We start from the raw sequence: 13,484 nt of genomic DNA, 5'->3' as shown, positions 1-13,484 counted from the left end.
GATGACTGACCAAGCGCCCGCTATCGACCAACTGCTGAAAAACCTCGATCACGCCATGCTCGCCGACCGCCACCGCTTGCGGCGCCAGTTGCTCGAGCTGCGCAAGAAGCCCGACGAGGACAAGCTGGCGCAGTGGGTCACGCGCATGCAGGCGTCCTGCGCACAGGTCACGGCGCGGCGCGCCAGCCTGCCGGTGATTCGCTACGACGACAGCCTGCCGATTGCCGCCAAGCGCGACGAGATCAAAGAAGCGCTGCAAAAGCATCAGGTGTTGATCATCGCCGGTGAAACCGGCTCGGGTAAAACCACCCAACTGCCGAAAATCTGCCTGGAAATCGGCCGTGGCCAATACGGCCTGATCGGCCACACCCAGCCGCGCCGAATCGCCGCGCGCAGCGTCGCCAGCCGCGTCGCCGAAGAACTGGCCACGCCGTTGGGCGCGCTGGTCGGCTATCAGGTGCGTTTCGAAGACCAGAGTGACGCCAACACCCTGATCAAGTTGATGACCGACGGCATCCTGCTGGCGGAAACCCAGAACGACCGTTACCTGGAACGCTACGACACGATCATCGTCGACGAAGCCCACGAACGCAGCCTGAACATCGACTTCCTGCTCGGCTACCTGAAAACCCTGCTGCCGCGTCGCCCCGACCTGAAAGTCATCATCACCTCGGCGACCATCGACCTGGAGCGTTTTTCCAAGCACTTTGACGATGCACCGATTGTCGAGGTCTCGGGCCGTACCTTCCCGGTGGACACCTGGTATCGCCCGCTGACCCTGGAGCAGGACGAGGAGGGCAACCGCGTCGAGGACGACTTGACCGTCGACCAGGCGATCCTCGCCACCCTGGATGAAATTGCTGCCTATGAACGCAGCGAACGGCGCAGCCCCGGTGATGTGTTGGTGTTCTTGCCGGGCGAGCGCGAGATTCGTGACGCCGCCGAGATGCTGCGCAAGGCCCAGCTCAAGCACACCGAAATTCTGCCGCTGTATGCGCGCCTGTCACCGGCTGAACAACAGCGCATTTTCCAGTCCCACCCGGGCCGCCGTGTGGTGCTGGCGACCAACGTCGCGGAAACCTCGCTGACCGTGCCGGGCATTCGGTATGTGATCGACAGCGGCACCGCGCGCATCAGCCGTTACAGCTACCGCGCCAAGGTGCAGCGCCTGCCGATCGAAGCGATTTCCCAGGCCAGCGCCAACCAGCGTAAAGGCCGTTGCGGGCGAGTCGAGCCGGGTATTTGCATCCGCTTGTACAGCGAAGAGGATTTTATTGGCCGCCCGGAATTCACCGACCCGGAAATTCTGCGCACCAACCTTGCCGCCGTAATCCTGCAGATGCTGCACCTGCGCCTCGGCGAAATCACCGATTTCCCGTTCATCGAACCGCCGGACGGCAAGGCCATCAGCGACGGTTTCAACCTGCTGCAAGAGCTTTCGGCGGTCGACCGCAACAGCCAGCTCACGCCGCTGGGCCGTCAACTGGCGCGCCTGCCAGTGGACCCGCGCATGGGCCGCATGCTGCTCGAAGCCGCCAAGCTGGGCAGTTTGCAGGAAGTGCTGATCGTCGCCAGTGCCATGTCGATTCAGGACCCGCGCGAGCGTCCGCCGGAACGCCAGCAAGCGGCCGACCAGGCTCACGCACAGTGGAAGGACCCGGATTCGGACTTCGCCGGGTTGGTGAATCTGTGGCGTGGTTTTGAAGAGCAGCGCCAGGAATTGACCGCCAGCCCGTTGCGCAACTGGTGCCGCAAGAACTTCCTGAATTACCTGCGCCTGCGCGAGTGGCGCGACTCCCATCGCCAGCTCAGCCTGATTTGCCGCGACATGCAGCTGACCGTCAATAAGGAGCCGGCGGACTTTGCCAAGCTGCACAAGGCCGTGTTGTCTGGCCTGTTGAGCCAGATCGGCCAGAAGACCGAAGACGGCGATTACCTCGGCGCGCGTCAGCGGCGCTTCTGGATTCATCCGTCCTCGGGCATCGGCAAGAAGCGCCCGCAATGGCTGATGACCGCCGAACTGGTGGAAACCACCAAGCTGTATGCGCGCATGGTGGCGAAGATCGATGCCGACTGGATCGAGCCGCTGGCCGGCCACTTGATCAAGAAAAACCACTTCGAGCCGCATTGGGAGAAGAAGCGCGGCCAAGTGGTGGCCTTTGAGCAGATCACCCTGTTCGGGCTGATTGTGGTTGGGCGCCGGCCGGTGCATTACGGGCCGATCGACCCGGTGGTGTCGCGCGAGCTGTTTATCCGCGAAGGTCTGGTGCGCGGCGAGATTCAGTCGCGGGCCAAGTGCCTGACGGCCAACCAGCAACTGCTGGAGCAGCTCGACGAACTGGAGGCCAAGGCGCGCCGCCGCGACATCCTGGCGGACGAAGAAACCCTGTACGCCTTCTACGATGCGCGCTTGCCGGCGGAGATCCACCAGACCGCGACGTTCGACAGCTGGTACAAGGTCAACAGCCAGAAAGACCCGCAACTGCTGATCATGCGCGAGGAAGACGTGCTGGCCCGCGAGGCCAGTGAAGTCACGGCCCTGCATTATCCGGACACCTTGCACCTGGGCGATCTGGAGTTGGCCTTGAGTTACCACTTTGAGCCCAATCACCCACGCGACGGCGTGACCCTGCGCGTGCCGGCGCCGCTGCTGCCGGCGTTGCCGCCGGAACGCCTGGAATGGCTGGTGCCGGGAGTGATCGAAGCCAAGTGCATTGCCCTGGTGCGCAACCTGCCCAAGGCGCTGCGCAAAAACTTTGTACCGGTGCCGGATTTCGTCAAGGCGGCGCTGCAACGCATCGAATTCGGCCAGGGCTCGCTGCCCCAGGCGCTGGGGCGTGAACTGCTGCGCATGACCGGCGCACGGGTCAGCGATGAAGCCTGGGCCGAGGCGGCGCAGCAGGTGGAAAACCACCTGAAGATGAACCTGGAAGTGGTCGACGGCCAGGGCAAGTTCCTCGGCGAAGGTCGCGACCTGGCCGAGCTGACCGCGCGTTTTGCCGAGGCCAGCCAGGCCGCGTTGGCCGTGCCGCAAACCGCGAAAAGCCAGCAACCGGTGCAAGCCAAGGTGTTTGCGGCGGTGGCCGAGAAGACCCAGCAAAAAATCGCCGGGCTGTCGATGACGGTCTACCCGGCGCTGGTTGAAGAGAATGGCACGGTCAAGGAAGGGCGGTTCTCGACGGCCGCTGAGGCGGAGTTCCAGCATCGTCGCGCGTTGCAGCGCCTGCTGCTGCAGCAATTGGCCGAGCCGGCGAAATTCCTGCGCGGCAAACTGCCCGGCCTGACCGAATTGGGCCTTATGTACCGCGAACTGGGGCGCATCGACGCACTGGTGGAAGACATTCTGTTGGCCAGCCTCGACACCTGCGTACTGGAAGGCGAAGCCAGCTTGCCGCGTGACGGTGCAGGTTTGGCGGCACTGGCCGAACGCAAGCGCGGCAGCTGGACCGAGCACGCCGAGCGCCTCGCGCGCCTGACGCTGGAGGTATTGAAGCTCTGGCACGGTTTGCAGAAGCGCTTCAAAGGCAAGATCGACTTGGCCCAAGCGGTGGCGTTGAACGATATCAAGCAGCAGTTGAGCAACCTGGTGTATCCGGGCTTTGTGCGGGAAACCCCGGCGCAGTGGTTCAAGGAATTGCCGCGTTTCCTCAAGGCCATTGAGCTGCGCCTGGAGAAACTGCCCAGCCAGGTGCAAAAAGACCGGGTGTGGAGCACTGAGCTGAGCGGCCTGTGGGCCCAATACCAGAACCGCCAGAACAAACACGCCCAGGAAGGCAAGCGCGACCCTCAGCTGGAGCTGTATCGCTGGTGGTTGGAGGAATATCGCGTGTCGTTGTTTGCCCAGCAGTTGGGCACCAAAGTGCCGATTTCCGATAAGCGTTTGAGCAAGCAGTGGAGCCAGGTGGAAGCCTGAGGCTTTCTTGGCTTCCAGAGCAAAACCGATCTCATGTGGGAGCTGGCTTGCCTGCGATGCAGCCACCGCGGTGTATCAGTCAAAACACTGGGATGTCATCGCAGGCAAGCCAGCGCCCACAGTCAGCACCGGGTTTATCCGGGAAATGGCGCCAAATCCCCGAAGTTGTGGCAAACTTCGCGGTCATAAATGCCGGGATCGTCGTGATGGGCTGGTGTGCAGCCGCGGCGCGATGGAATAAAGCGTTGCCAGTTTGATGCCCGCTGGACGGAATCGAACGACTTAAAGTTTGGTACGACGGTACCAATATCTTCTGCCTGACAGATTTAGAGGAACGACCGTGCATAACGTCGTCATCAGCGGCACTGGCCTGTACACCCCGGCCAACAGCATTTCCAACGAAGAGCTGGTGCAGTCTTTCAATGCCTATGTTCAGCAGTTCAACACTGACAACGCCGCCGCCATCGAGCGCGGTGAGGTCCAGGCACTGACTGAGTCCAGCGCGGCCTTTATCGAGAAAGCATCGGGCATCAAGAGCCGTTTTGTTATGGACAAGGACGGTATTCTCGACCCGCAGCGCATGGCCCCGCGTTTGCCTGAGCGCAGCAATGACGAGTGGTCGGTGCTTTGCCAGATGGCGGTTGGCGCGGCCGAACAGGCCCTGCAGCGCGCCGGCAAGACTGCCGCCGACATCGACGGCGTGATCGTCGCCTGCTCCAACCTGCAGCGCGCCTACCCGGCCATCGCCATCGAAGTCCAGGAAGCGCTGGGTATCGAAGGTTTCGGTTTCGACATGAACGTGGCGTGCTCGTCGGCGACCTTTGGTATCCAGAACGCCGCCAACAGCATCCAGCTGGGCCAGGCGCGGGCGATCCTGATGGTCAATCCGGAAGTCTGCACCGGCCACCTGAATTTCCGTGATCGCGACAGCCACTTCATCTTCGGTGATGCGGCTACGGCCGTGATTCTCGAGCGCGCCGACCTGGCGACTTCCGAGCACCAGTTCGACGTGGTGAGCACCAAACTGCTGACCAAGTTTTCCAACAACATCCGCAACAACTTCGGCTTCCTCAACCGCACGGCGGAAGAGGGCATCGGCGCGCCGGACAAGCTGTTCGTACAGGAAGGTCGCAAGGTCTTCCGTGATGTCTGCCCGATGGTTGCCGAACTGATCGGTGTGCATCTGGACGAAAACCAGCTGAATGTGACCGATGTGAAGCGTTTCTGGCTGCACCAGGCCAACCTGAGCATGAACCACCTGATCGTGAAAAAGCTGCTGGGCCGCGAAGCCTCGGTGGAAGAAGCGCCGGTGATTCTCGACACCTACGCCAACACCAGTTCGGCAGGTTCGGTGATCGCGTTTCACACCTACCAGGACGACTTGCCAAAAGGAGCCGTGGCGGTGCTCAGTTCGTTCGGTGCGGGTTACTCGATCGGCAGCGTGATCCTGCGTAAACGCTAATCGTTGGATTTGGCCAGATTTAATGTGGGAGCTGGCTTGTCTGCGATGACGATAGTGGAGCCACCGTCGCTATCGCAGGCAAGCCAGCTCCCACAGGTATCGGATTTCCACAGCAGGATTGAGGTAAACGATGGCAGCCGCCGACGACGCGCACCTGCTGGAAAGGCTGCTCAAGGGCGAGCAGCGCGCCTATAAGGAATTGGTCACCACCTACCAGAGCGCCATGCGCGCAGTGGCCTATGCCATTGTCGGCCAGCGCCACGCCGACGAAGTGGTGCAGGACGCGTGGTTGTCGGTGGTGCGCAACCTGGCCAAGTTCGAAGGGCGTTCCAGCCTCAAGACCTGGCTGCTGACCATCACCGCCAACTCCGCCAAGGGCCGCTACAAACAAAATCGCCGGGAAGTGTTGCTCGACGATTTGCCCTCGCCTCACGGCACCATCGGTGACGATCGCTTCGTCCCCGACGATGGCCACTGGGCCGTCGCCCCGTACGCCTGGCACCAGGACACCCCGGAGGCGTTGCTGACCGAGGATGAATTGCGCAAGTGCCTGGAGCATACGTTGCTGAGTTTGTCGGAGCTGCAAAGCAGCGTGTTGGTGCTGCGTGAGCGCCAAGGCCTGGAGTTGGAAGAGATTTGTAATCTTCTGACGCTCTCGCTCTCCAATGTCCGTGTGCTGTTGCATCGGGCACGGCTTAAAGTCTTCGCCACGGTGGAGCATTTTGAGGAAACGGGCGAATGTTGACCTGCAAAGAACAAGTGGCACGTTCCAGTGACTACCTCGATGGGCAATTGACCTTTCGCGAACGTCTGCTGGTGCGTCATCACTTGATGTTTTGCCCTAACTGCCGGCGATTTATCCGTCAGATGCGCCTGATGCAGGCGACGTTGAAAATCATGCCGGAAGAACCGGTAAAGGACGTGGATGCATTGGCTGATCGGCTGGTGGCCGAGCGGCTGAAAGATCAGTAAAAGCGCGAATAATGCAGACTCGCGTGGGCGGGGCGAACGGATGATGAGGGGCGATCCACCCACGCAAGGCTGTTGAAACCACCTCGGGCCGTCCTGGCCCAAGGTTTATTGCACACTCATTAGAACTTGGCTTCAGCATCCAACTGCAGGGTGTTGGTGTTGGCATCACGCTGCGTGCGGCTGGCGTAGTCAGCCTTGGTCAGGAAGTACGTGGCGCCGAGGGCGAAGTTCTTGTCGATGTCGTAGCTGACCTTCATCTTGTGACCGCGCGAGCCGGTGGTGCCGTTGGCGAAGTCCGAGTCGGTGAAGGCACCCACCACGGCGTTACGCTGGATATCGCGGTAGTTGTAGTCCAGGTTCAAGCCGAACACTTTGGATTTGGCACCGATCAACCAGGCAGTGTCCTGGTCGGTCACGGCGTCGTTGTTTTTCACGTACTGGCCATAGAACGCCAACGGCACTGCCAGGCCGCCGATGTCGGCCTGGGCGAAGCCTTCGTACAGCCGGAACTGGTTGTCGGCCGAGTTGCCGTTGACCGCCAATGCGCAAGGCGTGGTGGTGGTCGTGCAGCGGCTGTCCTTGTCGTTCTGGTAGGCGTAGACGCTGCCGCCCAGGGTCATTTTCAAGTTGTCAGTCACCGAGAACCGCGTGCCCAGCTGGCCGGACGTCAGGCGCAGGTCGTGACGAAATTGCACGCCGTCGCCGTCGACGTTGTCCTTGAGGTTGTAGTTGCCGATGCTGCCGAACAACTCGGCGCTGCTGCCCAATGGGTATTTGTAGGTCAGGGCCAGGCCTTCCGGGTTGATGTCGCTGTCCCAGATCACGTCGCCCATGTTGACCCACGGTTGCAACATCTTGCCGCCGATCACGTGCAGGTTTTTGATCTGGTCCGGGTGGTAGTCGATGTAGCCCAGGTCCAGCCAGATCGACTTCTTGTCGAAGTAGTTGTCCTGGTCCTGGTTGGTGGAGCGCGCGTCGTCGCTGCTGCCGGTGGCAATGCGAATGCCGGTGTCGACCTGCGAGTTGACTTCGGTGTAGGCGCCCAGGCGCGCACGGATGCGCTGACGGTCCTTGTCACGCCCGCCGTTGTTGGATTCGCCCTGGATCTTCACGGTTTCCTGACGGAAGCGCACGTCACCCTTGAGTTGAGTGCGCGCGGCCCAGGCCAGTTTCTGGTCGAACACGCTCAGGTCATTGGTTTTTTTCGCGGTGGCCGCGATCTGCTCGTTGGTCTCTTGTTGAGCTTGCTGTGCGATCTGCTTTTCTTTCTGGTCCTTGGCCAATTCCGCTTGCAGTTCGGTGTACTGCGCAGCGGTGATCTGGCCGTTGGCCTTGAGCATGTCGAGCAATTTAGCGTCGACTGCAGCGCTGGCCGGAACGCTCAGGGCCAGCAACAGGCCGCCACACAGGGCCGCCGCAGTTTTAGTGGAAGCAAGACGCATATCAATCTCCGAAAGTGAGGAGGGATGGCAAACCACCCAGGACACAACCGACCGATGACGGACGGAAAATAGCCGCCTGCTAGAACCAGGCGCTCTAAAAACAGGCGTCAGTATCACGATCACTTATGACGGGGCAGTGGCTAAGTGATGTCATGTAGATGACAAAATATTTAAGAAGGAACTATTTGAGTTGGCCTTTGTCGTGCCATTTGAGCGTGTGCGAAGGCTAGCGATAAGCGATACTCGCCAGGCTTTCACGCCCTGAAGTAGTGAGGATGCCGATGCCGTTGCAACGCCTGGACGCCCTGTCCGAAATCGCCCCGCAGGTGTGGGATGCCCTCGTGCCGCAGGCTCAACCCTTTGTGCGGCATGCATTCCTGAGTGCGCTGGAAGACAGCGCCAGCCTGGGCCCGCAATCGGGCTGGCAGCCTGAGCATTTGCTGCACTGGGAAGGCGATCGCCTGGTGGCAGCAATGCCCAGCTACCGCAAATGGCATTCCTACGGCGAATACGTGTTTGATCACGGTTGGGCCGATGCGTGTGAGCGTGCGGGCATTGATTACTACCCAAAGTTGCTGACCGCAGTACCCTTCAGCCCGGTCAGCGGGCCGCGCTTGCTGGCCAGGAGCGCCGAAGATGGCTTCGAGCTGCTGAACAGCCTGCCGGGCTACCTGGAAATCGAAGGGCTCTCCAGCGCCCACATCAACTTCACTGACCCTTTGGCCGACCAAGCCTTGGCGCAGCATCCAGGTTGGTTACAGCGCTTGGGCTGCCAGTTTCATTGGCAAAACCGCGGTTATCGCGACTTTCAGGATTTCCTTGACGCCTTGAGTTCGCGCAAGCGCAAACAAATGCGCAAAGAGCGCGAGCAAGTGGCGGGGCAGGGCATCGAGTTCGAATGGCTGCAAGGCCATGAGTTGAGCGAAGCGCAGTGGGATTTTGTCTACGCCTGCTACGCCAACACCTACGCCGTGCGCCGCCAGTCGCCGTACCTGACGCGGGCGTTTTTCAGCCTGCTGGCCGAGCGCATGCCCGAAGCGATTCGCGTGGTGCTGGCTAAACAGGGCGCGCGCCCGGTTGCGATGGCCTTCAGTCTGATCGGTGGCGACAGCTTCTACGGGCGTTATTGGGGCTGCCTGGCGGAATTCGATCGTCTGCATTTCGAAACCTGCTTCTACCAGGGCATGGATTACGCCATTGCTCACGGCTTGCAGCGCTTCGACGCCGGCGCCCAAGGCGAGCACAAATTGATTCGCGGGTTTGAACCAGTGATCACCCGGTCGTGGCACTACCTGCGCCATCCGGGCCTGAAGAATGCCGTGGAAGATTTCCTCGAGCGCGAGCGCGTGGGGATTCTGGCGTATGCCGAAGAAGCGAGGACAGCCCTGCCATATCGGCAGGGCTGAACCCCTTGACCTCAGGCTGGGTCCTCCTCGCCCAGCCATCGATAGGTCGCGCCGCCGATCACCGCACCCAAAATGGGCGCCAGCCAGAACATCCACAACTGCTGAAGCGCCCACCCGCCGACAATCAGCGCCGGGCCGGTACTGCGGGCCGGGTTGACCGAGGTGTTGGTCACGGGGATGGAGATCAAGTGGATCAGGGTCAAGGCCAGGCCAATGGCGATGGGCGCGAGGCCCGCTGGGGCACGACGGTCAGTGGCGCCAAGGATGATCAGCACGAACATCGCCGTCATCACCAGCTCACAGACAAACCCCGTTGCCATTGAGTAACTGCCCGGCGAATGCTCGCCATAGCCATTGGCAGCCAGGCCCGATGCCAGTTCGAACCCGGGTTTGCCGCTGGCAATGAAGTACAACAGCGCAGCGGCGACCGTGCCGCCGATAACCTGCGAGAGGATATAAGCCGGTAACTCCCTGGCCGGGAACCTCCCGCCCACTACCAAGCCTACTGATACGGCAGGGTTGAGATGGCAGCCGCTGATGTGCCCGATGGCAAACGCCATGGTCAACACCGTGAGCCCGAACGCCAGGGCCACACCCAACAGCCCGATCCCGACGGCGGGAAACGCTGCGGCCAACACCGCACTCCCGCAACCGCCCAACACCAGCCAAAACGTACCCAACCCCTCTGTGATTGAACGTTTGAACAAAGACATGCAACACGTCCTTGATAGATCGCTCTACCCAATCAGTAAATCAATGATGCTCCCTGCAGATTTACTTCAGCGCCCGTCTGGGCACTGCTTTGATTGAAGCAGGGTTTGTGGGCAAGTCCAGGCCATAAAAAAGCGCCAGGGCCTGAAGAATAGGCTGCCTGACGCTGTTAAGTGTGGGAGCTGGCTTGCCTGCGATTGCAGTGTGCCAGGCAGCCAATTTGGTACTGACACTGCGCTATCGCAGGCAAGCCAGCTCCCACAGGGGCCAGGGTTGTCAGCCTCAGTCGATGCCGACAAACCCGCCGGTCTGGTGCTGCCACAACCGCGCATACAACCCGCCATGGGCGAGCAGCTCGGCATGGCTGCCAGTCTCGGCGATTTGGCCTTTCTCCAGCACCACCAATCGGTCCATTCGCGCGATGGTCGACAACCGGTGCGCAATCGCTATCACCGTCTTGCCTTGCATCAAGGTTTCCAGGCTTTCCTGGATCGCCGCTTCCACTTCCGAGTCCAGCGCCGAGGTGGCCTCGTCCATGATCAGAATCGGCGCGTCCTTGAGCAGCACCCGCGCAATGGCGATGCGCTGGCGTTGCCCACCCGAGAGTTTGACCCCGCGCTCACCCACATGGGCGTCCAGCCCGGTACGCCCTTCGGCGTCCGACAGCAGCGGAATGAATTCATCGGCGCGGGCCTTGTGGATGGCGGCCGTCAGTTCTTCATCGGTCGCGTCCGGCTTGCCGTACAGCAGGTTGTCACGGATCGAACGGTGCAGCAGCGAAGTGTCCTGGGTGATCATGCCGATCTGCGCGCGCAGGCTTTCCTGGGCAACCTCGGCGATGTTCTGCCCGTCGATCAGGATGCGCCCGCCTTGCAGGTCGTACAGGCGCAGCAGCAGGTTGACCAGGGTCGACTTGCCCGCGCCGGACGGGCCGATCAGGCCGATCTTTTCCCCGGCCTTGATCGTCAGGTTCAAGCCGCCAATGATTCCGCTCTTTTTGCCGTAGTGAAAATCCACCTGCTCAAAGCGCACTTCGCCATGGGGCACGTTCAGGCGCGGGGCATTCTCGCGGTCGGTGACCGCCAGCGGCGCTGCGATGGTTTTCAGCCCGTCCTGCACCATGCCGATGTTTTCGAAAATGCCGTTGACCACCCACATGATCCAGCCGGACATGTTGACGATACGAATCACCAGGCCGGTGGCCAGGGCAATCGCGCCCACGGAAATCAGCGACTGGGTCCACAGCCACAGAGCCAGGCCGGTGGTGGTGACAATCAGCAGGCCGTTCAAGATGGCAATCGTCACGTCCATGCTGGTCAGCACGCGGGCGGCCAACTGGGTTTTTTCGGTCTGTTCGATGATCGCTTCCTTGGCGTATTCCTGCTCATTCTGCGTATGGGCGAACAGCTTCAAGGTGGTGATGTTGGTGTAGCCGTCGACGATGCGGCCCATCAGTTTGGAGCGCGCTTCAGAGGAGATCACAGAGCGCTCTTTCACGCGCGGCACGAAGTAACGCAAGGCCAGGCTGTAGCAGATGATCCAGGTGATCAGCGGGATCATCAGCCGCCAGTCGGCCTCGGCAAACAGCACCAGGGCGCTGACTGCATAGATCGACACGTGCCAGATGGCTTCCGCCGTCGCCACCGCCGAGTCACGCAATGAATTGCCGGTTTGCATGATGCGCTGGGCAATACGCCCGGCGAAATCGTTTTGAAAGAAATTCAGGCTCTGCTTGAGCACGTAGCTGTGGTTCTGCCAGCGAATCAGGCTGGTCATGCCGGGGTTGATGGTCTGGTGCACCAGCAAGTCATGCAAGCCGTTGAAGATCGGGCGCAATAGCAGGGCGACCACGGCCATCCAGATCAGCTCGGCGCTGTGAACCTGGAAGAAGTTGGCGGGCGGTGTGCCTTGGGCCAGATCGATGATGCGGCTCAGGTAGCTGAACAACGCCACTTCGATCAACGCACCGATCAGGCCTACCACCAGCAAGGCGGCAAAGCTTGGCCAGACCTGGCGCAGGTAGTAGAGGTAGAAGGGCAGGACTTTGTCGGGCGGGGCGTCGCTGGGGGCAGCGCGGAAAATATCGATCAGTTGTTCAAAACGACGATAGAGCATTAGGTTGACGCCCGCCTGGCGGGCTCTCCTGTTCAAATGCGCGCGTGGCCTTGTGGGCCATGCGCGGAGCTACCTGCAGACCTCAGTCGATGCGCTTGGCCGACTTGATCAGAACAGGATCGATAGGCACGTTCTGCATGCCCTGCTTGGTGGTGGTCTGCGAGTTGACGATGATATCGACCACGTCCATGCCTTTGACCACTTTGGCGAACACGGCGTAACCGGCGTCACGGCCCGGATCGAGGAAAGCATTGTCGGCCACGTTGATGAAGAACTGGCTGGTGGCCGAGTTCGGGTCATTGGTGCGGGCCATCGACAGGGTGCCGCGTACGTTATGCAGGCCGTTGCTGGCTTCGTTCTTGATCGGTGCTTCGGTTGGTTTTTGCGACATCTGCGCGGTGAATCCGCCGCCCTGGACCATGAAGCCCGGGATCACGCGGTGGAAAATCGTGTTGGTGTAGAAGCCTTTGTCGACATAGGCCAGGAAGTTCTTGGTGCTGATCGGCGCCTTGACCGGGTCCAGTTCGATTTCAATGTCGCCATTGGTAGTGGTGATCAGGACGTGAGGCGCCTTGGCGGGCTCGGCGGCCATCAGGTTGGCGGCGAACAAAACAGAACCGGCAAAGAAGGCGATTTTTTTCAACATGGGTCAGTGATCCTGGGTAGTGGTTTCGACTGTCTTTAGAAAATCGAGCAGGGTAGCGTTAAAGACTTCGGGTTGATCCAAAGGCGTGGCATGGCGGGAATCTTCAATCACCACCAGTCGCGCATCGGGCAGCAGTTTTACATAGATTTCTTTTTGCGCCACGGGTGTGTAGTCGTGGTCGGCGCTGATGACCAGGGTTGGACAGGTGATCCTGGAAAGTTGTTCCTGTACGCCCCAGCCCACAATCGCGTCGAAACTGGCGAGATAAGCACGTTTGTCGTTTTTTGCCCAGCGTTCGGCCATCTTGCGCCGCAGGTCGCCCTGGTGCGGTTTGGGGAACAGCCGATCACCCAGGGCCTTGCCGATGGTGGCCAGGCTGAGCACTCGCGCCAGGCTCCAGCGCTTGGCCCACTGCCAATAATCATCGGCGCTGCGCACTTTGACCTCGGGCGCACTGTTGACGATACACAGGCTCTTGATCCGGGCAGGCTCGTCCACCGCCAGCTGGAAGGCAATCATGCCGCCCATGGACAGGCCCACGACATGAGCGGGCGGCAGGTTCAGGTGTTCGATCAAGGCGAGCAGGTCGACGGTGAAACCCTTGATGCTGTAGCGCTCGCGAGGTTTGTCGGAGCGCCCGTGACCGCGCACATCCACCACGATCAGGCGGTAATGCCGGGCCAGCACCGGAATCTGCAGTTCCCAATCCTGGCTGCTGGAGCCCAGGCCGTGGATCAGGATCAACGGGCTGCCGTGACCGTATTCCTCGTAATGCAGGCTGCAGCCTTCATGGTCGAACCAGGCCATGCATGAACTC

10 protein-coding genes are annotated in these 13,484 nt (G+C 60.8%); 5 read left to right on the top strand and 5 right to left on the bottom strand.

Translation table 11 applies throughout. The annotated features are described in order from the left end of the window. Position 1: 1 nt before the first annotated feature. The 4 genes from hrpA to NTD89_RS14425 all read left to right on the top strand — a co-directional run bounded on the left by hrpA (position 2) and on the right by NTD89_RS14425 (position 6,347). Complete coding sequence (hrpA, locus tag NTD89_RS14440) at positions 2-3,913, top strand: ATP-dependent RNA helicase HrpA (protein ID WP_262208336.1); 3,912 nt, start codon at positions 2-4, stop codon at positions 3,911-3,913. 340 nt (positions 3,914-4,253) lie between these two features. Next, the gene (locus tag NTD89_RS14435; protein WP_262208335.1) at positions 4,254-5,375 is read left to right on the top strand and encodes a beta-ketoacyl-ACP synthase III; all 1,122 of its coding nucleotides are present in this window, start codon (positions 4,254-4,256) and stop codon (positions 5,373-5,375) included. 130 nt (positions 5,376-5,505) lie between these two features. Next, positions 5,506-6,120: an RNA polymerase sigma factor gene (locus NTD89_RS14430; RefSeq protein ID WP_064453547.1), complete on the top strand. Its 615-nt coding sequence runs from the start codon at positions 5,506-5,508 to the stop codon at positions 6,118-6,120. Then, complete coding sequence (locus NTD89_RS14425; RefSeq protein WP_106576374.1) at positions 6,114-6,347, top strand: anti-sigma factor family protein; 234 nt, start codon at positions 6,114-6,116, stop codon at positions 6,345-6,347. Before NTD89_RS14430 ends, NTD89_RS14425 begins: the two co-directional genes overlap by 7 nt. Before the next feature lie 119 nt (positions 6,348-6,466). On the opposite strand, the gene NTD89_RS14420 is transcribed toward NTD89_RS14425, so the two are convergent. Beyond that, positions 6,467-7,789 (bottom strand): putative porin, encoded by a 1,323-nt coding sequence (locus tag NTD89_RS14420; protein WP_145159016.1) that lies wholly within the window; start codon positions 7,787-7,789, stop codon positions 6,467-6,469. Between the two features lie 281 nt (positions 7,790-8,070). Here NTD89_RS14420 and NTD89_RS14415 point away from each other — a divergent pair, with 281 nt between their 5' ends. Continuing rightward, entirely contained in the window at positions 8,071-9,195 is a 1,125-nt protein-coding gene (locus NTD89_RS14415; RefSeq protein WP_242195746.1) for a GNAT family N-acetyltransferase, read from the top strand. A gap of 11 nt (positions 9,196-9,206) precedes the next feature. Here NTD89_RS14415 and aqpZ read toward each other — a convergent pair whose 3' ends face one another. From aqpZ to NTD89_RS14395, 4 genes are all read right to left on the bottom strand, one after another. Further along, entirely contained in the window at positions 9,207-9,908 is a 702-nt protein-coding gene (aqpZ, locus tag NTD89_RS14410; protein ID WP_145159012.1) for an aquaporin Z, read from the bottom strand. Between the two features lie 280 nt (positions 9,909-10,188). Then, positions 10,189-12,021 carry an ABC transporter ATP-binding protein gene (locus NTD89_RS14405; protein WP_242195740.1) on the bottom strand — a complete coding sequence of 611 codons (1,833 nt, stop codon included), beginning with the start codon at positions 12,019-12,021 and terminating at the stop codon, positions 10,189-10,191. An 82-nt stretch (positions 12,022-12,103) separates the two neighbouring features. Beyond that, entirely contained in the window at positions 12,104-12,667 is a 564-nt protein-coding gene (locus NTD89_RS14400) for a peptidylprolyl isomerase (RefSeq protein WP_106576379.1), read from the bottom strand. Positions 12,668-12,670: 3 nt separating this feature from the next. Then, positions 12,671-13,474, bottom strand: coding sequence for an alpha/beta fold hydrolase (locus NTD89_RS14395; RefSeq protein ID WP_262208332.1), 804 nt, complete (start codon positions 13,472-13,474; stop codon positions 12,671-12,673). Positions 13,475-13,484: the final 10 nt, after the last annotated feature.

Origin of the sequence: Pseudomonas sp. 14P_5.3_Bac1 (genome assembly GCF_025466135.1) — a bacterium.
Classification (GTDB): domain Bacteria; phylum Pseudomonadota; class Gammaproteobacteria; order Pseudomonadales; family Pseudomonadaceae; genus Aquipseudomonas.
The sequence above is the reverse complement of the archived record's forward strand: the minus strand, read 5'-3'. Positions and strand labels throughout refer to the sequence as shown.